General features: G+C 67.0%; 19 protein-coding genes. 4 read left to right on the plus strand and 15 right to left on the minus strand.

Annotated elements, in window-relative coordinates; translation table 11 throughout:
* Positions 1-11 precede the first annotated feature (11 nt).
* From bioF to MRY84_RS00525, 9 genes are all read right to left on the minus strand, one after another.
* Positions 12-1,277, minus strand: a complete 1,266-nt coding sequence (gene bioF, locus MRY84_RS00485) for an 8-amino-7-oxononanoate synthase (RefSeq protein ID WP_291503815.1) — start codon at positions 1,275-1,277, stop codon at positions 12-14.
* Entirely contained in the window at positions 1,274-1,945 is a 672-nt protein-coding gene (gene bioD / locus MRY84_RS00490) for a dethiobiotin synthase (protein ID WP_291503816.1), read from the minus strand. The genes bioF and bioD overlap by 4 nt, the downstream gene beginning before the upstream one ends.
* A complete protein-coding gene (gene bioA, locus MRY84_RS00495; RefSeq protein WP_291503817.1) occupies positions 1,942-3,273 on the minus strand; it encodes an adenosylmethionine--8-amino-7-oxononanoate transaminase in 1,332 nt (443 codons plus the stop codon). The genes bioD and bioA overlap by 4 nt, the downstream gene beginning before the upstream one ends.
* Before the next feature lie 2 nt (positions 3,274-3,275).
* Entirely contained in the window at positions 3,276-3,656 is a 381-nt protein-coding gene (gene panD, locus MRY84_RS00500) for an aspartate 1-decarboxylase (RefSeq protein ID WP_291503818.1), read from the minus strand.
* A gap of 54 nt (positions 3,657-3,710) precedes the next feature.
* Positions 3,711-4,085, minus strand: a complete 375-nt coding sequence (locus MRY84_RS00505; protein ID WP_291503819.1) for a 6-carboxytetrahydropterin synthase — start codon at positions 4,083-4,085, stop codon at positions 3,711-3,713.
* Positions 4,086-4,108: 23 nt separating this feature from the next.
* Entirely contained in the window at positions 4,109-4,744 is a 636-nt protein-coding gene (gene queE, locus MRY84_RS00510) for a 7-carboxy-7-deazaguanine synthase (protein WP_291503820.1), read from the minus strand.
* The gene (gene nadB / locus MRY84_RS00515; RefSeq protein ID WP_291503821.1) at positions 4,741-6,321 is read right to left on the minus strand and encodes an L-aspartate oxidase; all 1,581 of its coding nucleotides are present in this window, start codon (positions 6,319-6,321) and stop codon (positions 4,741-4,743) included. Before nadB ends, queE begins: the two co-directional genes overlap by 4 nt.
* 66 nt (positions 6,322-6,387) lie before the next feature.
* The gene (locus MRY84_RS00520) at positions 6,388-7,254 is read right to left on the minus strand and encodes a ScpA family protein (protein ID WP_291503822.1); all 867 of its coding nucleotides are present in this window, start codon (positions 7,252-7,254) and stop codon (positions 6,388-6,390) included.
* 64 nt (positions 7,255-7,318) lie between these two features.
* Positions 7,319-7,525: a DUF3460 family protein gene (locus tag MRY84_RS00525; RefSeq protein WP_291503823.1), complete on the minus strand. Its 207-nt coding sequence runs from the start codon at positions 7,523-7,525 to the stop codon at positions 7,319-7,321.
* Positions 7,526-7,587: 62 nt separating this feature from the next.
* Here MRY84_RS00525 and MRY84_RS00530 point away from each other — a divergent pair, with 62 nt between their 5' ends.
* Positions 7,588-8,103 (plus strand): outer membrane protein assembly factor BamE, encoded by a 516-nt coding sequence (locus MRY84_RS00530; RefSeq protein ID WP_291503824.1) that lies wholly within the window; start codon positions 7,588-7,590, stop codon positions 8,101-8,103.
* A 26-nt stretch (positions 8,104-8,129) separates the two neighbouring features.
* Here the strand turns inward: MRY84_RS00530 and MRY84_RS00535 are convergent, their stop codons facing one another.
* Complete coding sequence (locus tag MRY84_RS00535) at positions 8,130-9,818, minus strand: SulP family inorganic anion transporter (protein ID WP_291503825.1); 1,689 nt, start codon at positions 9,816-9,818, stop codon at positions 8,130-8,132.
* Positions 9,819-10,149: 331 nt separating this feature from the next.
* On the opposite strand from MRY84_RS00535, the gene MRY84_RS00540 reads away from it, so the two are divergent.
* Positions 10,150-10,767: a YitT family protein gene (locus MRY84_RS00540; RefSeq protein WP_291503826.1), complete on the plus strand. Its 618-nt coding sequence runs from the start codon at positions 10,150-10,152 to the stop codon at positions 10,765-10,767.
* 51 nt (positions 10,768-10,818) lie between these two features.
* Here MRY84_RS00540 and MRY84_RS00545 read toward each other — a convergent pair whose 3' ends face one another.
* The 4 genes from MRY84_RS00545 to MRY84_RS00560 all read right to left on the minus strand — a co-directional run bounded on the left by MRY84_RS00545 (position 10,819) and on the right by MRY84_RS00560 (position 14,650).
* The gene (locus MRY84_RS00545) at positions 10,819-11,202 is read right to left on the minus strand and encodes a hypothetical protein (RefSeq protein WP_291503827.1); all 384 of its coding nucleotides are present in this window, start codon (positions 11,200-11,202) and stop codon (positions 10,819-10,821) included.
* Between the two features lie 403 nt (positions 11,203-11,605).
* The gene (locus MRY84_RS00550) at positions 11,606-12,583 is read right to left on the minus strand and encodes an IPTL-CTERM sorting domain-containing protein (protein ID WP_291503828.1); all 978 of its coding nucleotides are present in this window, start codon (positions 12,581-12,583) and stop codon (positions 11,606-11,608) included.
* Positions 12,584-12,671: 88 nt separating this feature from the next.
* A complete protein-coding gene (locus MRY84_RS00555; protein WP_291503829.1) occupies positions 12,672-13,661 on the minus strand; it encodes an AraC family transcriptional regulator in 990 nt (329 codons plus the stop codon).
* Between the two features lie 68 nt (positions 13,662-13,729).
* Positions 13,730-14,650, minus strand: a complete 921-nt coding sequence (locus tag MRY84_RS00560; protein WP_291503830.1) for a LysR family transcriptional regulator — start codon at positions 14,648-14,650, stop codon at positions 13,730-13,732.
* A gap of 101 nt (positions 14,651-14,751) precedes the next feature.
* Here MRY84_RS00560 and MRY84_RS00565 point away from each other — a divergent pair, with 101 nt between their 5' ends.
* Positions 14,752-15,078: a nuclear transport factor 2 family protein gene (locus MRY84_RS00565; protein WP_291503831.1), complete on the plus strand. Its 327-nt coding sequence runs from the start codon at positions 14,752-14,754 to the stop codon at positions 15,076-15,078.
* Entirely contained in the window at positions 15,075-15,857 is a 783-nt protein-coding gene (locus MRY84_RS00570; protein WP_291503832.1) for an SDR family oxidoreductase, read from the plus strand. Before MRY84_RS00565 ends, MRY84_RS00570 begins: the two co-directional genes overlap by 4 nt.
* A gap of 381 nt (positions 15,858-16,238) precedes the next feature.
* Here MRY84_RS00570 and MRY84_RS00575 read toward each other — a convergent pair whose 3' ends face one another.
* Entirely contained in the window at positions 16,239-18,005 is a 1,767-nt protein-coding gene (locus tag MRY84_RS00575) for a HEAT repeat domain-containing protein (RefSeq protein ID WP_291503833.1), read from the minus strand.
* Positions 18,006-18,100 lie beyond the last annotated feature (95 nt).

Below are 18,100 nucleotides of genomic sequence, written 5' to 3' on the forward strand. Positions count from 1 at the left end.
CGCCGCCCCGGTCACGCAATTGCAGCTGACGGGGCGCTGGTGCCTGTGGCTTGCTCCGGGCGGGCACCGATGCAGTCGGCCGCATGGGCGGCGAGTGCGAGCAGCAATTCCTGCACGTCCGACTCTGTGTGCGCGGCCGACAGCGCAATGCGCAGCCGGGCCGTGCCTGGGGGCACCGTCGGCGGGCGGATGGCGGGCACCCACAGGCCCCGCTGGCGCAGGCTTTCCATCACGGCCAGCGCCGCTTCGTTGCTGCCGATCACCAGCGCCTGCACGGCCGTGTGGGACGGCAGCAAGCGCCAGCCCAGCTGCGGGGGCAGTTCGGCCAGGCCGTTGCGCAGTTGCGCAATGCGCTGGCGCAGCCCTTCGCGCAGGTCGTCTGCCGCAGCGATCAGCGCCAGGCTGGTGCGCAAGGCGCTCGCCAGCAGCGGCGGCGCGGCCGTGGCAAAGATGTAGGTGCGGGTTTTTTGCAGCAGCCACTCAATGATGGCGGCATCACCCGCCACAAAGGCGCCTGCCACGCCCGCGGCCTTGCCCAGCGTGGCCATGTACAGCACGCGGCGCGAGGCATTGGCACCCGTCAGGCCTGCCTGCGCTAGGCTGCCGCGCCCCTGAGGGCCCAGCACGCCAAAGCCATGGGCGTCGTCCAGCAGCAGCAGCGCGTCGTAGCGCTCGCACAGAGCGAGCAGTGCGGGGATGTCGATCAGGTCGCCGTCCATGCTGAACACGGCGTCGCTGATCACCAGCTTGCGGTGTGCCGGGCTGGCGGCCAGCTGCGCCTCCAGCGCGGCCAGGTCGGCATGCGGATAGCGGTGGATGGTGGCGCGTGACAGGCGAGCGCCGTCGATGAGGCAGGCGTGGTTCAGCGCATCGGAGAAGATCGCATCTCCATCGCCCACCAGCGCGGGGATGATGCCGCTGTTGGTGGCGTAGCCCGCGTAGAAGTACAGCGCACGGGGCAACTGCACGAAGGCGGCCAGTTCGTGCTCCAGCGCATCATTGGCTGCGCTGTGGCCGCTGACCAGCGGCGATCCGCCCGAGCCCACGCCAAAAGTGTGCGTGGCTTCGCGGGCGGCCTGGGCCAGCGCCGGGTGGCCGGCCCGGCCCAGGTAGTCGTTGTTGCAAAACGCGAGCATGGACTGCCCGTCCACCCGCAGGCGGGCGCCGCCTTCGGGCTGCACCACGCGGCGGCGGCGCAGCAGGTGGGCGCGCTCGATGTCGGCCAGGCGCTGCGGCATCTCGTCGAGCCAGGAAGCGGTGTGGAGATCTTGGGTCATCGCCATTCCAGGGGGAGTTCGAACGCCAGGCCGTGCGCGTCGGGCAGATCCTGGTAAGGCACCTCGGCCAGCAAGGGGGCGCCCAGGCGCGCGCGCAGGTAGGCAATGTTCTCGTCGGCGGCTTCCATGGCTGGGTCCACGCGATTGGCGACCCAGCCCGCCAGCGTGAGGCCGCGCGCGCGAATGGCCTCGGCCGTCAGCAACGCATGGTTCAGGCAGCCCAGGCGCAGGCCCACTACCAGCACCACCGGCAGGGCCAGCGCCTGGGCCAGGTCGGCGCCGGTTTGCGTGTCGGTCAGCGGCACCAGAAAGCCGCCAGCCCCTTCGACCACCACGGCATCGGCCTGGGCCGCCAGCGCCTGGTAGCTGCGCACGATGGCGGCAATGTCGATCTCCACCCCGGCCCGGGCAGCGGCGATGTGGGGCGACAGCGGGTCGGACAGCAGCACGGGGTTGTCCAGTTCGGGCGCCACGGCCACCGTGGAAGCCGAGCGCAGCGCGACCGCGTCCTCGCTGGCCCAGTCGTCCCCCCAGGGTACGAGCCCGGCGGCCACGGGCTTCATGCCCACCACGCGCGCGTGGTGGCGTGCCAGCGTATACAGCAGGCCGGCAGATACCAGCGTCTTGCCGACACCCGTGTCGGTGCCGGTCACAAAACATCCCATCATCCGTGTGGTTCCTCTTGCAGGGTTGCGTTCAGCGCAGCGAGCGCGCCGCTGGCGAGGCACTGCACGGCCTCGTCGTCGAGCGCATAGGGCGGCATGGCGTACAGCGTCTTGCCGATGGGCCGCAGCACCAGCCCCCGCGCCATGGCGTGTTGGTGGTAGCGGCGTGAAAAGTCGGGCAGGGGGGTGTCCACATCCCAGGCCCAGATCATCCCCAGCCGCCGCGCATGCCGCACGCGCGGGTGCTGTGCCAGGGGGGCACAGGCCGCGTCAATGCGCTGCGCGAGCGCCTGATTGGCGTTCAGCGCGTCCAGCTGGTCAAAAAGTTCCAGCGTGGCCAGCGCAGCGCGGCAGGCCAGCGGGTTGCCGGTGTACGAGTGCGAATGCAGGAAGCCGCGCGCCACGTCATCGTCGTAGAACGCGGCATATACCGCATCGGTGGTGAGCACGGCCGACAAGGGCAGCGTGCCGCCGGTGAGGCCTTTGGAAAGACAGATGAAATCCGGCCGGATGCCTGCCTGCTGGTGCGCGAACATCGTGCCCGTGCGGCCAAAGCCCACAGCGATCTCGTCCACCACCAGATGCACCTCGTAGCGGCTGCACAGCGCGCGGGCCCGGCGCAGGTATTCCGGGTCGTGCATCGCCATGCCGGCGGCGCATTGCACGAGTGGCTCCACGATGAGTGCGGCCGTGGTTTCGTGGTGCTCGGCCAGCCAGGCCTCCAGCGCCGCAGCAGCGCGCAGGGCCGCGTCCTGTGCGTTCTCGCCGGGCGCGGCGCTGCGTGCATCCGGGCTGGGCACGGTCGCGGCCAGGCGCACCAGCGGGGCATAGGCCTCGCGGAAGATGGCGATGTCTGTCACCGCCAGCGCGCCCACGGTTTCACCGTGGTAGCCGCCCGCCAGGCCTACGAAGCGGCTCTTGGCGGGACGGCCAGTGTTGCGCCAGTAGTGCGCGCTCATCTTCAGGGCGATCTCGGTGGCGGCTGCGCCGTCGCTGCCGTAGAACGCATGGCCCAGGCCGGTGAGGGCGCCAAGGCGCTCGGACAGCTCCACCACGGGCGCATGGGTAAAGCCCGCCAGCATCACGTGGTCCAGCTGGCCCAACTGCTCCACCAGCGCGGCCTGGATGTGCGGGTGGCTGTGGCCGAACAGGTTGACCCACCAGGAGCTGATTGCGTCGAGGTATCGCTGGCCGTCGGTGCCATAGAGCCAAGGGCCTTGCGCGCGGGCGATGGCCACGGGTGGCTGGGCCTCGTGCCGCTTCATCTGCGTGCATGGGTGCCAGACGCTGGCGACGCTGCGGGCCACGAGCCCGTCGTGCAGGGGCTGCATGCTCAGACGGCTTGGGTGGGCACGGCGTGGCGCAGTTCCGTCTGCCGGTTGTGCTCGTCCACAAATACCAGCTGCGGCTGGTGCGTGGCCACCTGGTCCTCATGCACCTGGGCGAAGGCCGCGATGATGATGAGGTCGCCCACCGCGGCGCGGCGTGCGGCCGAGCCGTTCACCGAGATCATGCCGCTGCCGCGCTGGCCCTTGATGGCATAGGTGATGAAGCGCTCGCCGTTGTTGATGTTCCAGATATGGATCTGCTCGTTCTCGGCGATGTTGGCGGCGTCGAGCAGGTCTTCATCGATGGCGCAGGAGCCCTCGTAGTGCAGCTCGCACTGGGTCACGGCCACGCGGTGGATCTTGGATTTGAGCAAGGTGCGGAACATCGGGCTTCCTGGGGTGAAGTCTGTGAAATGGGGGGGGCGGGTCCTGGCGTGGCTTCAGGGTGCAGGGAAGTCCAGCACGCAGCTGTCCCCCAGGGCCTCTCGCCACACGCGCACACGGCTCACGCTGGCGCGCAGGTCGGCAGGCAGGGCCCGGGCGATGAACACACACAGGTTCTCCAGCGTGGGCGTGCCCAGGCCGGGCACCTCGTCCAGCATGTGGTGGTCCAGCTGCTCGCGCACCACTTCGAGGCCCCGGCGCAGCAGGCCCAGGTCCAGCACCATGCCGGTGGCGGGGTCGCGCGGGCCGGTCAGGAACACTTCGGCATGGTAGGTGTGGCCGTGCACGCGGCGGCTGCCTTCGGCCTCGATCTCGCGGCGCAGGGTGTGGGCGGCGTCGAAGAAGAAGCGCTGGGAGATGGTGAACAACATACGGGAACCAAGAAGAGAGCTGCTCAACGGATGCCGGCGAGCTTGTGGGTTTGCAGGCTCAATCGCCATGCGGGGTGGGCCAGGCAGGCATCAATGCAGGCGGCAGTGTTCTGGCGCTGCATCGGGCCGTCCATGGGCTGCAGAAAGCGGTGGGTGAACTGCGTGTCCTGCTCCAGCGCCTGCAGGTCGAAGCCGGGCTGGGGCCAGACCAGTTTCAGCTCCTGCCCGCTGCGTTGCACCCAGGGCGCGCCGGCCTTGGGGCTGATGCACAGCCAGTCGATGCCCTCGGGCGCGGCGACCGTGCCGTTGCTTTCAACGGCGATGCGGAACTGCTGGGCGTGCAGCGCGTCGATCAGCGCCGCGTCGACCTGCAGCAAAGGCTCGCCACCCGTCAGCACCACCAGGCGGTGGCCCATGCCCGCAGGCCATTGGGCTGCGATCAGTTCGGCCAGTGCCGTGGCGGTTTCGAACTTGCCGCCCAGCGTGCCGTCGGTGCCCACAAAGTCGGTGTCGCAGAACTGGCAGATGGCCTGCGCGCGGTCCTGCTCGCGGCCCGTCCAGAGGTTGCAGCCTGCAAAGCGGCAGAACACGGCGGGCATGCCGGCCTGGCCGCCTTCGCCTTGCAGAGTGTAGAAAATTTCCTTGACGCTGTAAGTCATCGGGGCACCGGGGGGACGAGGATGGTGGGCGCGGCGGGCGCGGCCATCTCGGGATAGTCGCGGCTGAAATGCAGGCCCCGGCTTTCGCGGCGGGCCTGGGCGCTTTTCACGATCAGGTCGGCCACCTGCACCAGGTTGCGCAGCTCCAGCAGGTCGCGCGAGACGTGGAAGTGGGCATAGAACTCCTGGATTTCGGCCTGCAGCATGGCAATGCGGTGGGCGGCGCGCTCCAGGCGCTTGTTGGTGCGCACGATGCCCACGTAGTCCCACATGAAGCGGCGCAGTTCGTCCCAGTTGTGCGAGATGACCACGCACTCGTCGGCGTCGGTCACGCGGCTGTCGTCCCAGGCAGGCACGGTGGGCAATTCGGCCGCGGGGGCGGCTGCGATGGCCTGCGCGGCCGCGCGGGCAAACACCATGCATTCCAGCAGTGAGTTGCTGGCCAGCCGGTTGGCGCCGTGCAGGCCGGTACAGGCGACTTCGCCCACGGCATACAGGCCGGGCAGGTCGGTGCGCCCGGCCAGGTCGGTCAGCACGCCGCCGCAGGTGAAGTGCGCAGTCGGCACCACCGGGATGGGTTCCTTCGTGATGTCGATGCCGAGCGTCGCGCAATGCGCCAGGATGTTGGGGAAGTGTTCTTGCAGGAATTCAGGACTCTGGTGCGAGATGTCCAGGTGCACGCAATCGAGCCCGTGCTTCTTCATCTCGAAGTCGATGGCGCGGGCTACCACGTCGCGGGGGGCCAGCTCGGCGCGGGGGTCGTGGTCGAGCATGAAGCGCGTGCCGTCGGGCAGCTTGAGCTGCCCGCCTTCGCCGCGCACCGCCTCGCTGATGAGGAAGGACTTTTCGTGCGGGTGGTACAGGCCCGTGGGGTGGAACTGGATGAACTCCATGTTCGCCACGCGGCAGCCCGCGCGCCAGGCGGCGGCGATGCCGTCGCCTGTGGCGGTGTCGGGATTGGTGGTGTACAGGTACACCTTGCCCGCGCCGCCCGTGGCCAGGATGGTTTGTGGCGCGCGGAAGGTCACGACCTCGTCGGTGTCGCTGTCCAGCGCGTACAGACCCAGGCAGCGCTGGCCGGGCAGGCCGAGCTTGCGCGTGGTGATCAGGTCCACCAGCGTGTGCTGCTCGAACAGCGTGATGCCGGGTGTGCTGCGCACCACGTCGATCAGCGTGCGCTGCACCGCTGCGCCGGTGGCATCGGTCACATGGGCGATGCGGCGTGCGCTGTGGCCGCCTTCGCGGGTCAGGTGCAGCTGGTCGCCTTCCAGCGTGAAGGGCACGCCCAGGCGGCGCAGCCAGGCAATGGACTCGGGCGCGTTCTCCACCACAAAGCGGGTTGTGGCCAGGTCGCAGAGGCCTGCACCTGCGACCAGCGTGTCTTCGATGTGGGCCGCAAAGCTGTCGTCGTCGGCCAGCACGGCGGCAATGCCGCCCTGGGCCCAGCCGCTGGAGCCATCCTGCAGCGTGCGCTTGGTGATGACGGCCACGCGGTGGGTGGGCGCCAGATGCAGTGCGGCCGAAAGGCCAGCGAGGCCGCTGCCTACGATGAGGACGTCAAAGTCGTGGGATGCCATGGCTTGCGGGTGAAGAAATGGGTAACGCCACGGCCACCGGCCAGGGCGGTGAACAGGGGAGCCAGCCTAGACCGGCGTGTAAGCGAGGCGCACGTAAATGGGGGCAAAAGCCTCGGCCTGCGTGATCTCGATCAGTGTCTCTTTGGCCAGCTCCAGCAGCGCGATGAAGGTCACCACGAGCACGGTGCTGCCTTTTTCGGGCTCGAAGAGTTCTTCAAACTCCACGAAGCGGCGGCCCTGCAGCGTCTTGAGCACCATGCTCATGTATTCGCGCACGCTCAGCTCTTCGCGCGTGATCTTGTGGTGCTGCACGAGCTTGGCGCGTTTCAGGATATCGCGCCAGGCCTCCTGCAGCTCCACCACGTGCACGTCCGGAAAGCGCGGCTGCAGGCTCTGCTCGATGTAGACCTGGGCCTTGAGGAAGTCGCGGCCGTACTGCGGCAGGTTGGCCAGGCGCATGGCCGCCATCTTCATCTGCTCGTATTCGAGCAGGCGGCGCACCAGCTCGGCGCGCGGGTCTTCGGGCTCCTCGCCGCCCTCCTGCTTCTTGGGCGGCAGCAGCATGCGCGACTTGATCTCGATGAGCATCGCTGCCATCAGCAAATACTCGGCCGCCAGCTCCAGGTTGCGGCTGCGGATCTCGTCCACATACGCCAGGTACTGCTTGGTCACCCCCACCATGGGGATGTCCAGGATGTTGAAGTTCTGCTTGCGGATCAGGTACAGCAGCAAGTCCAGCGGGCCTTCGAAGGCTTCGAGGAAGACTTCGAGCGCATCGGGCGGGATGTACAGGTCCTGCGGCAGCGCAAACAGCGGCTCGCCGTACAGGCGCGCCAGAGCCACCTGGTCGACCACCACGGGCATGCCCTCGGCATCCAGCGTGGACAGGCGCGGGAGACCGTCCGCGTCGGCTTCGTTCGCGGTGGTGGTCATTTTTTGCTATTAAAAAATGAGCTGCCAGCGCTTGCTGGATAAGCGCTGGATGGCAATTAGATGCTCAATCCGCATTCGTCTGGTAGACGTAGGGCTTTTGGCCGACCTGGCCCTGGCGGTATTCGGTCCAGATGTTGCGGTCGACCTTCTTGTCCCACAGCAAGGCACGCCCTGCCTGCTGCTGTGCATCCAGCTCGGGGCGGCTCGCCTTGAGCTGGTTGATGAACTGGGTGGCGTCGGACTGGTAGTCGGGGCGGCGGAAAATGGACATGGACTGTTAACCTTGTTCTGGGAGCGTTGAGCGCAACCCAGGATTTTACCGGGAGCCCCCCCATGCCCTTGAACCACCGTGCCGCAGCCACCCTGGCCGCGGCCTTTTGCCTGCTGGCGCTTGCTGCCTGCGACCCCCAGCGCATCAGCGAACTGCAGCCGGGTGTCTCCACCGAGGCCGACGTGCGCGATCGCTTCGGCGCCCCCGAGAACGTGTGGGACGAACCCGGCGGCGCGCGCACCTTCGAATACAACCGCCAGCCTGCGGGCCAGGTCAACTACATGATCACCATCGGGGCGGACGGCCGCATGACGGCACTGCAGCAGGTGCTCACCCAGGACAATTTCGCGCGCGTGCAGCCCGGCATGGGCATGGATGCTGTGCGCCGCCTGCTGGGCAAGCCGGCCAAGGTGACGCCCTTTGCGCTGCAAAACGAAACCCACGCCACCTGGCGCTACCTGCAGCCGCCCAACCAGCCCAAGGTGTTCTCGGTGATCTATGGCCCCGACCAGCGGGTGCTGCGCACCCAAACCGGTGACGACCTGGACGCGCCGGAATTCAAGGGTGGCGGCCGGTAAGCCGCCCCTGTGCCCTCACAGCCCTATCAGATCGGCACGTCCGCCAGGCCTTGGGCGGCCAGCTTGGCGGCAAAGCCCGAGCGCTCGATGAGCGAGCGCGGCTGGTCTTGCAGATTCACCACCGAGAGGCGCCCGCCGCGCGCCGCCACGGCCTTGAGGATTTGCGCCAGGGCGTCCAGCCCCGTGGTGTCCAGCACCACCAGCTCGCTTGCATCCAGCACCACGTCCAGGCCGTGGGGGCCTTCTTCCACCGCCTGCACGATGGGGTCGACCTTGGCGGCCGCGCCAAAGAACAGCGCTCCGTGCAGGTGCCACGTGGCCACCGGGCGCGGCGCGGTGCCCACCGGGGGCGGCCCGCCCGTGGCGCCTGGGGTGTCAGCCTGCCGCTCTACCCGGAACAGCGCGCTCATGCGCCGCACGAACAGGGCGCAGGCCATGAACAGCCCCACCTCCACCGCCACCGTGAGATCGAACACCACGGTGAGGAAGAACGTGCCCAGCATCAACAGCCGGTAGTGGTTGGTGAAGTATTTCAGCCGCACGAACTCGTGCCACTCGCCCATGTTCCAGGCGACATACAGCAGGATGCCCGCCAGCACCGCCAGCGGAATGTGCAGCGCCAGCGGCGCCGCCACCAGCACGATCACCGCCAGCGTAGCCGCGTGCACCATGCCCGCCACGGGCGATGTAGCGCCCGAGCGGATGTTGGTCACCGTGCGCGCGATGGTGCCGGTGGCTGGCATGCCGCCAAAAAACGGCACCACCAGGTTGGCCACGCCCTGGGCCATGAGCTCCTGGTTGGGGTCGTGCTTCTTGTGGTGCGGGTCGGTGGCCAACTGGTCGGCCACGCGCGCGCACAGCAGCGACTCGATGGCGCCCAGCAACGCGATGGTGAGCGTGGGCGCCACCAGCAGGCGCACCGTCTCCCACGAAAAATCGGGCAGCGCGAACACCGGCAGCCCCTGCGGTATGCCCCCGAAGCGCGAGCCAATGGTCTCCACCGGAAAGCGGAACGCCCAGGCCAGCACGCTCAGCAGCACCAGCGCCACCACGGGCGCGGGTACGCGCGCAAACTGCCGCACGCTGTGGCCTTCCAGCAGCCGGACCACGGGCGAGCCCTTGAGGAACAACCGCGGCCAGATGAACAGCAGCGCCACGCAGGCCAGCCCCAGCCCGAAGGCATACGGGTTGAACGTGCCGATGTGCCGCGCAATCGCACCCACCTGCGAGAAGAAATCGCCCGGCATGCGGTCGATGGACAGGCCCAGCCAGTCCTTCACCTGCGACAGCGCAATCAGCACCGCGATGCCATTGGTAAAGCCGATCACGATGCTCACCGGCACAAACCGCACCAGCGTGCCCAGCCGAAACAGCCCGAGCAGCACCAGCAGCACCCCCGCGCAGGCCGTGGAGATCAGCAGGTTGGCCACGCCATAACGCTCGACGATGCCGTAGACGATGACGATGAACGCCCCCGCCGGCCCGCCGATCTGCGCATTGGTGCCACCCAGTGCCGAGATGAGGAAGCCCGCGATGATCGCCGTCCACAGCCCCGCCTCGGGCTTGAGCCCGCTGGCAATCGCAAACGCCATGGCCAGCGGCAGCGCCACGATGCCCACGGTGACTCCTGCACCCACATCGGCCAGCCAGCGGCTCTGGCCGTAGCCGCGCAGGGCATCGAGCAGGCGGGGGCGGAAGCTGGGCGAGAACGTCATCAACAGGGACTCCTGGGGGCGGGCGGTGCGCGGGGCGCCGCAAAATGCTTGCATCCCTCCAAGCAAGGCGTGTTCCAGTGTAGTAAGCGCGGCGGCAAACGCAACCGAGGGCAACCCCGATCTGCCGCGCTGCGGTCTTCCGGTGGACCACGGGTGCTGCAACTTTTCCTGCTCACCCCGGGGCGGCAAGGGGCTCGCAAATGTCTCATGAGCGGCTTGCGATTGGCCGCTCCATCGCGGGCACCGCGCGGCAGGCGCGGCCCTTGCTTGCAGCGGTGTCATGCACCATGCCGATACTTCCCCCAGCGCGCCTGCCATTTCCCCACTGCCCATGCCCACGCCAGAACCCTCTCCCTCCCTGCGCCACGGCGCATTTGAAGACGCGCAGGCGCTGTTCGCCGGCACGCTGTTTGTTGCCATGGCGCTCATGCTGTTCAACCAGGCGGGGCTGCTGGTGGGCGGCACGGCCGGTGTGGCGTTTTTGCTGCACTACGTCACCGGCATTTCGTTCGGCAAGCTTTTTTTCGCGGTCAACCTGCCGTTCTATTGGTTCGCGTGGACCCGCATGGGCCGCGAATTCACCATCAAGACGTTTGTGTGCGTGGGGCTGCTGTCGCTGCTCACCGAACTGTTCCCGCACGTTATGCACGTGGACTACCTGAATCCGCTGTTCGCCTCCCTGCTAGGCGGCCTGCTGCTGGGCACCGGATGCCTGTTCCTGGCGCGCCACCGCTCCAGCCTGGGCGGGGCGACCGTGGTGTCGCTTTACTTGCAAACCCGCTACGGCATGCGCGCGGGCAAGGTGCAAATGATCATCGACGGCACAGTGGTGCTGCTGGCCCTCTTTGTGGTGCCGGTGGAGCGGGTGGCGTACTCGGTGCTGGCTGTGCTGGTGATGAGCGGGTTTTTGTGGATCAGCCACCGGCCCGGGCGGTACGTCGGACACTGACGCGGGACGAGGCGCAGGCCGCACAGGTCCGGTAGCCGAGCCTGCGAGCTGTCAGTCCGCATGGTTCACGTAGAAAACCCCGTCCGCGTCTTCGCCCACTTCCAGCGCAATACGGCGGCGGCCCGTGCGGTGAAACAGCGACCGCGCCGTGTCTGCAATCTCGCAGTGATGCGCCACGAGCAGGCCCAGCAGTTCGGCGGCGGTGCCTTGCTTTGCGCCGGTGCCGGCGCCGCGCCGGGGCCAGGCCACGTCCACGCCGATGACATCGGTGCCCTCGGTGTAGTCCATGTGGATATGCTGGCCCGTGCGCCGGGTGGCCCGCTGCCGCTCTTTCTGGAGCATCGAGCGCACGACATCGAGCGACGCGCCCGGGTCTTCCTCTCCGGCAACGGAGTCAAGAATGTGGGCTTCGGACAGGTTGGGCTGGCTGGACATGGTGGCGACCTCGCAGGACAACACGCAGAACCGCATGCCCCGCGGCACACAGACCTGCTAACGCAGCCGACATTGGCTGCAACAGGCTCCACGGCGGCGTGGGATGGGCGCCTTCCCATCGTCACCATCGCAAGCACCACGGCGTGGGCCTCCATGCAACCCATTGAGCGCTGGCGGCAACTGCGAGCGTGTCGGAAATCTTCGCACCGTGGGGTCGGCGTGGTCTGGTGCGCTCGGGTTCTCACAGCGCACCGGCACATCGGTGCCCGGCCCAGCATGGGGCCGGAGGCCACGCCGCGCGCCGTCTGAGGGGGCGGGCAGGGCAGGGGGCACAGGGCGGGGGATCAATCCCCCGAAACTCGCACGATTGCTATGTTTTTGATAGCTATCTGCGCTCTTCGGATCAGCGAGGACGGCCTGTAGCGCTCAAATCCCTTTTGCGTTGCAGTGCCCGCACGCCCAGCGTTGCCGCCGCCAATGACAGTAGCGCCAGCGCCCACTCTCCCAGCGTGGGCACGGCCGTGGCAGGCCCTGGCGGCGCGCCGTTGCACTGGGCGTGCCAGGGGGTGACGCCGGTGGCGACGTTCCAGTCGTTGCTGGCGGACGGCGTTAGCGGATTGGGGCACAGGATGGATTGCCCGGTGAGCAGCGAATTCGGCGCGGCGGGCACGGGGCCGGTGAGTTGGTTCTGTTGCGCCACCAGGATTTGCAGGCCGGGAGGTAGTGCGGGAATGGAGCCGCTGAGCTGGTTCGCTTGCAGTGCCAGAATTTGCAACGCGGGCATGCCCGCCAGCGATGGAATGGTGCCCGTGATTTGGTTGTCAGACACGATGAGCCATTCGAGCGCGGGCAGGCCGGTGAGCGGCGGGAGCTGTCCTGTGAAGGCATTTCCTGCAACGATGTAGCGCGTAAGGTGCTGAAGGCCTGAAGGATCCGGAAGCGGACCCGTGAACTGGTTGTTGCCCACGCTGAAGAATGTCAGTTGTGTCAGCCCGGCGATGGGCGGCAAGGGGCCCGTCAAAGTGCTGCTGACGATGCTGATGGAGGTAAGGTCCGGTAACGCCGCCCAATCTGGCAGCGGGGTGCCGGGTGGGGAACTGGACATGGCATTGGCGACGAATTGCATGCCCGTGACGGTGGTTTCCCCGACATCGCAGGTGATGCCAGCCCAGTTGCATTCCGTGCCGGGCACGCCGCCCCAGCCACTGTTGTTGAGCCAGTTGGGCCCGTTGGTGGCGAAGTAGAAATCCATCAGGTACTGGCGCTGGGATGGCGGAATGGCGGCCTGCGCACTGACGACGGCGGCGGCGAGCAGAGCAGGCGCTGCCAGCTGGGTGAAGAGGCGGCGAAGGCTGGAAGTGGCTGGTTTGCGAAATGGCATGGTGCGGGGATTCTTGAGAAACCGCCGCGCCGCGTCGTTGTCGGCAGCGACAAAGCCTGTGCCGCACGCGACATGCTTCCCAAAGTCCTCAACCTGAGGCGCCGCGCACCTCGCTGGGCGTCATGCCAAAGCGCCGCCGGAAGGCGCGGCTAAAGGCGGAGAAATCGTCGAACCCACTTTCCAGCGCAATGGCCAGCACCCGGCGGTGGCGCTGCGCGGGGTCGGCCAGCGCCGCGCGGGCGCGCTCCAGCCGCGCGTCCCGCACATAGTCAGAAAAGCACGTCCCCTCGCGCGCGAACAGGCGCTGCACCTGGCGCGGCGTGATGTGGTGCAACCGTGCAATCTGCGCGAGGCTCAGCTCCGATTGCGCGATGCGCGCAAGGATGTCGCGCTGGATGAGCGCCAGACGCGGCACGTCCACCGCATCGCCCGCGGGCGGACGCGCGCCTGGCTGCCCAGGCCCCAGCAGCATGCCGGCCACCAGCTCCTGCAGGTGCAGTCGGGCTGAATGCAGCAGGGGCGCCGAAAGGCCCGGGCCGGCGGCCAGCAGCTGGGCATAGCCCATGGCCAGCGCCGGTTCGGGTATCCCCGCGTGCAGCCGCCGCAGCGGTGCTTCCTCCAGCCCTGGGACGCGTGCCGCCAATGTTGCGCGGGGCAGCTGAAGGCTGGCCGTGCGCCCGCCCCACCGATGGATGAACTCATGCGCCCGGGCCTTGGAGTGCAGCACAAAGCCCCCCGCCGGTATCTCCAGATCGCCGCCCGCACTGCGGATGGTGCAGCCATGCTGCGTGGTGGTCAGCAGGAGGTCGTCCGCCCCAGCCCCGATGTGCGCGGGCCGGTGCGCAAAATGTGCAGGCGTGTGCTCGCTGTAGGCATACGCCGCCGTCCCCGCGCCGAGCGGCATCAGGGTGACATGGAAATCCAGCGGCACCGCATCTTGGCAAGCCCACAAATCCACCCGCATCAGCGCACGGCCAAACAGCTCCCGCAACGCCTCGGCCTTGTCGCGCCCGGCGTAGTCGCGCGACGACATGTGAACGCGCTGAGGGAGGCTGTGGGACGGCTGCGTTGGCTGCATGGCGGGCAGTTTAAGGCGGCGTGCCGCGGCTTGCCGGGGCCGGTGGTGGTCTCGGGATGCGTCGAAAACTACCCGGAGTGGGGGCTTGTTTCCAGATCCTTGTCCAAAAGACAGGCGATAAAAGCAGCGAGAAGTGCTGGCTGATGCTGCCTGTTCGGGTAGTAGAGGAAAAGCCCTGGGCGCGAGACCGACCAGTCTGCCAGGACTTGGACCAACCTGCCCTGGGCCAGGTGCTCCGCCACGCCATCTCGCTCGAAATGGTAGGCAATGCCGAGCCCATTCAACGCAGCAGCAATGCCAATGTCCGCATGATTGGTGACGACCGGCCCATCCACCGCGACTTCCAGTTTTTGGCCCTTCTTCTCGAACTCCCAGCGGTATTGCCTGCCGTCTACCTGGAGCCGCCAGTTGATGCATGCGTGCCGGTGCAAATCGGCGGGTGTTTTGGGAATGCCTCGCTCAGCAAGATAGCCGGGAGACGCCACGGCCACCATGTTGAGGTCTGGCGTGAGGCGGACGGCGATCATGTCCTTCTCAAGCCTTCCACCCACCCGGATGCCCGCGTCAAAGCGGCCAACGACGATATCGGCCAGCGCGTCATCCACCACGATGTCGAGCACCACATCAGGGTAGGCCTGATGAAAGCGGGAAAGCCGGGGCGCAATGATGGTTCTCGCCGCGATCCCTAGCGTGTTGATGCGCAGTGTGCCCGTGGTCTGCCCTGCCGCTTCGCTGGTTTCGGCAACAGCAGCTTCCATCTCCCGGAACAGCGGGGCGATGCGGCCATAGAGCATCTCGCCGCTTGCCGTTGGCGCAACGCTTCGGGTGGTGCGGTTGAGAAGGCGCGTGCCGATCCGGCCTTCAAGCTGTCGAATGGTCTGGCTGAGCGCGGAAGGCGACAGGCCGAGATGCTCCGCCGCGCGGACGAAGCTGTTGCGTTCGACCACGGCCGCGAAGGCTTTCAGCTCAGCGAATTCAAACCCGCGCATTATGTATTTATTTCTACATAGTTCATTCGAATTTTAGGCGATTAACTTAATTCCATTTGGCGCGCATCCTCGGGGCTCACCGACCACATGGAGCGATAGACATGACCCTCGTCACCCTTCCCGAGCCCATTGCCGCGTACTTTGCGGCCGAGCACCAGCCTGAACGCTTGGCGCGTTGCTTCATGCCCCAAGCGATCCTCAGGGACGACGGCCACACTTACACGGGCGTTGACGCCATCAAGGCTTTTATGGCCGAGGCATCAGCCAAGTACAGCGCCACGAGCGTGCCCTTCGCTTTGGAGCGCGAGGACAGCTTCCAGATCGTCCGCGCCAAGGTCACAGGCAATTTCCCTGGCAGTCCGATCGACCTGTCATATCGCTTTCGCCTTGAACGCGGCCTGATCGCATCTCTGGAGATCACGGCATGAGCTTCGACCTCCAACTCACAGGGCAGCGCGCCCTTGTCACGGGCGGCACCAAGGGCTTGGGCGCAGCTCTCGTCCAAAGCCTCCGGGAAGTTGGAGCGCAGGTGATGACGACTGCGCGCTCCGCACCGGAGATGCCATTGGAAGGCGTGACGTATGTCCAGGCTGACCTGACAACCGCAGAGGGCGTGAATCAACTGGCCCGCGCGGTGAACGAGCGGTGGGGCGGTGTCGATATCCTGATCAACTCCGTCGGAGGCTCGACCGCACCGGCCGGTGGTTTTGCAGCACTGGACGATGCTGTATGGCTCAGTGAGCTGAACCTGAACCTCCTGTCCGCAGTGCGTCTTGACCGTGCGCTGTTGCCCGCCATGTTGGCCAGGGGAAGCGGCGTGGTCTTGCACGTGACGTCGATCCAGCGTGTGCTTCCGCTTCCGGAGTCGACTACCGCCTATGCGGCTGCCAAGGGTGCCCTTTCGACCTACAGCAAGTCTTTGTCAAAGGAGGTCACACCGAAAGGCGTGCGCGTTCTGCGCGTCTCTCCCGGTTGGATTGAAACCGAGGCTTCGGTAGCGTTCGCAGAGCGCATGGGCGCAGAAGCAGGCACGGACTATGAGGGCGGCAAGAGAATGGTCATGGACTGGCTCGGCGGAATTCCGGTCGGGCGGCCCGCCACGCCGAAAGAAGTTGCCGACCTGATCACCTTTCTTGTGTCTCCGCGCGCAGCATCGGTGGCGGGCTCCGAACACGTGATCGATGGCGGGACGGTTCCTACCGTTTAGAACCCTGCCAACGCGCAACAGTTGGGCCCACAGGTTGCAAGACTGGTGGGCCTTTTGATTTCTGTGGGTTGGACTCCGCGATAAGGCACATGACTGTTCAAGGCTGAGTGCCAATGCGCGATACGCAACTGCCGGGGAGCGCTGTCAGTCTTGAACCGATGGGTGCTCGCCGAGGGCGGATGTGCAGCGGAAGCCGTCATTCGCCCTTGGCCAACGAACGCGTCCTGTCAGCATCAAGCCGCCGCGCCAAATGTCGGTTGCGCAGCGATGCAAGGTTGACCGAGTGCGCCGCAATCTGGGCAGGGGCCCGCTGGACGATCTCATCCAACCCGGCGATCAGCTGAAACAGGCACTGAGCCGGTATCGCCAAGAATGTGCGTGCTAGCGTTCCTTGGACAGCTGTCTAGCACTGGCCAACAGGAATGCGCGCGTGCCCGGCACAGCCAGCCCGTCGAGTGCGCCATCGTCTTCCGCTCCACTGGCCAGCCAGGCTCGCATTGCGGCCTGCGCGACCTCCAGATGAAACTCTTTCAGCAGCAGGTTGACCAGCGGCGCCCCCGCCGCAGGGGCTGCGATCTGCCCTAGCGCCATGGCCGCTCCCTGGCGGCGGCGCGCGTTGGCGCTGCTCAGTTGATCGACCAGTGCAGGCACAGCTGCTCGATCGCCCAGACGGCCCAAGGCCTCCAATATCGCCTCGGTGGCCACATCGGCCTGCAGCGCCCGTATCAAATCGGGAACCGCCTCGCGCGTGGCCGCTTTCGCCAGGGCTTCGGTGATCAGCCGGGCGTCTGCAGGCGACTCAGCCAGCGGCAATGCAGCAGCCAGGGCTGCACGGGCCTCAGCGCTGGGCGTGGCCAACAACGACTGCATGGCCGCGTCCCGCAACGGGTTGCGGCGGACCATGAGAGGAGCCAATAGCCCGGCCCCTTGGGGGTCGCGGAACTCGGCAAGCGCCGCAATGTAGCGGTATCGCAAGCCGTCGCTGGCCTCCTGGGCTGCGCCGATCAGCGCAGGCAACACATCAGCCCCTTGCGCAGCCAGGGCTGCGCACACGTGGTGGAGATATTCGTTGCGGATGCCGTGCAGCAGGCCCAAGAGCAGGGCCTGCACCTGGGGCCCGCGAAGATTTTTGCAGGCGTACGCCACGGCGCTGGCGTTCCAGTGATGGGGATCGTCTTCCAATGCGCGCGCGAAACCTTCGAAACCCTCCGCACAGCCCATGGAGGCCAGCGCCTTGGCCACACTCACGGCGTCGCCGCTGGAGAGCTGGGGCAGCATGGCGCGCAGATGCTCTGCCGCTTCCTCGGGCGCTGTGTGCGCCAGCTGCAGCGCAGCGGCACGGCGCACCTGCAACGACGCCGAATGCAAACCCGCGCGGGGCCACTGCTGCTCGCCGGGGCCTTCCAGCTGGGCCAATACCTCGGCCAATTCGCTGGCATCGCGCGGTGTCCTGGCCTGCTCCAGAGCGGCCATCAGTTCGGGCACGGCTACCTGCGCCTTCAGCGGGCCCAGCGCCGGGGCGGCAACGGCCACTCCGGCCCGCAGCAGCGGCGCGATCGCACGCGCGTCGCCCAACTCGCCAAGCACCCTGACCAGTTCCATCCGCAGTTCCAGCGGCATCCCCCGGCGCGGGTGTTCAAAGGTTTCGATCAGCGGGACCACCGCCGCCGCATCGCCGAGACGCCCCAGTGCGCTGATACAGGTCCGGCGGACTCTCGCGTCCGCGTCGCCGAGTCCTTCCGTCAGCAGGTCCAGGTTGGAGCGTGTGGATTTCTGGATCACGGCGCTGCACAGCGTGTCGATCACCTCGCCAAAGTCCTTCTTTTTGTCGGCCTCTTCACGCCGCAGCGTACGGATGGCCTCCAGCAGGTCGGCGATCCAGTGTTCGTCGGCGTGGCTGTGGATGGACGTCGCGGCATACTCGCGCACCGTCGCGCTGCGGTGGCCCAAGGCCTTGAACAATGGCGCACGCACCTGCGGCGAGGAGATACGGCCCAGGTACATGAAACCCGAGCAGGCTTCGTCAACGCTCTTGGACTTGGCCATGCGCAGGTACAGGGGCAATGCGTCATTGGAGGGCTGGATCAACAAGGCCTGCCTGGCCGCGTCCGCCACCTTCGCGTCTTCGTCCAGCGTGGCTTTCAGCAAAAGCGCTGGAGCACGATCCGCCAACGCCAGCAATGCATTTCGGGCCAGCGGCAGCTGATTTGCTGGCGCGGACCTTATGAATGTCGTGATGGCCT

Origin of the sequence: Acidovorax sp., from assembly GCF_022763525.1 — a bacterium.
Lineage (GTDB): Bacteria > Pseudomonadota > Gammaproteobacteria > Burkholderiales > Burkholderiaceae_C > Acidovorax.

Bases quoted from the DNA above. Each gene is read 5' to 3' on its own strand.
- bioF (WP_291503815.1), bottom strand. From the start codon at position 1,277: ATGACCCAAGATCTCCACACCGCTTCCTGGCTCGACGAGATGCCGCAG.
- bioD (WP_291503816.1), bottom strand. From the start codon at position 1,945: ATGATGGGATGTTTTGTGACCGGCACCGACACGGGTGTCGGCAAGACG.
- bioA (WP_291503817.1), bottom strand. From the start codon at position 3,273: ATGCAGCCCCTGCACGACGGGCTCGTGGCCCGCAGCGTCGCCAGCGTC.
- panD (WP_291503818.1), bottom strand. From the start codon at position 3,656: ATGTTCCGCACCTTGCTCAAATCCAAGATCCACCGCGTGGCCGTGACC.
- MRY84_RS00505 (WP_291503819.1), bottom strand. From the start codon at position 4,085: ATGTTGTTCACCATCTCCCAGCGCTTCTTCTTCGACGCCGCCCACACC.
- queE (WP_291503820.1), bottom strand. From the start codon at position 4,744: ATGACTTACAGCGTCAAGGAAATTTTCTACACTCTGCAAGGCGAAGGC.
- nadB (WP_291503821.1), bottom strand. From the start codon at position 6,321: ATGGCATCCCACGACTTTGACGTCCTCATCGTAGGCAGCGGCCTCGCT.
- MRY84_RS00520 (WP_291503822.1), bottom strand. From the start codon at position 7,254: ATGACCACCACCGCGAACGAAGCCGACGCGGACGGTCTCCCGCGCCTG.
- MRY84_RS00525 (WP_291503823.1), bottom strand. From the start codon at position 7,525: ATGTCCATTTTCCGCCGCCCCGACTACCAGTCCGACGCCACCCAGTTC.
- MRY84_RS00530 (WP_291503824.1), top strand. From the start codon at position 7,588: ATGCCCTTGAACCACCGTGCCGCAGCCACCCTGGCCGCGGCCTTTTGC.
- MRY84_RS00535 (WP_291503825.1), bottom strand. From the start codon at position 9,818: ATGACGTTCTCGCCCAGCTTCCGCCCCCGCCTGCTCGATGCCCTGCGC.
- MRY84_RS00540 (WP_291503826.1), top strand. From the start codon at position 10,150: ATGCCCACGCCAGAACCCTCTCCCTCCCTGCGCCACGGCGCATTTGAA.
- MRY84_RS00545 (WP_291503827.1), bottom strand. From the start codon at position 11,202: ATGTCCAGCCAGCCCAACCTGTCCGAAGCCCACATTCTTGACTCCGTT.
- MRY84_RS00550 (WP_291503828.1), bottom strand. From the start codon at position 12,583: ATGCCATTTCGCAAACCAGCCACTTCCAGCCTTCGCCGCCTCTTCACC.
- MRY84_RS00555 (WP_291503829.1), bottom strand. From the start codon at position 13,661: ATGCAGCCAACGCAGCCGTCCCACAGCCTCCCTCAGCGCGTTCACATG.
- MRY84_RS00560 (WP_291503830.1), bottom strand. From the start codon at position 14,650: ATGCGCGGGTTTGAATTCGCTGAGCTGAAAGCCTTCGCGGCCGTGGTC.
- MRY84_RS00565 (WP_291503831.1), top strand. From the start codon at position 14,752: ATGACCCTCGTCACCCTTCCCGAGCCCATTGCCGCGTACTTTGCGGCC.
- MRY84_RS00570 (WP_291503832.1), top strand. From the start codon at position 15,075: ATGAGCTTCGACCTCCAACTCACAGGGCAGCGCGCCCTTGTCACGGGC.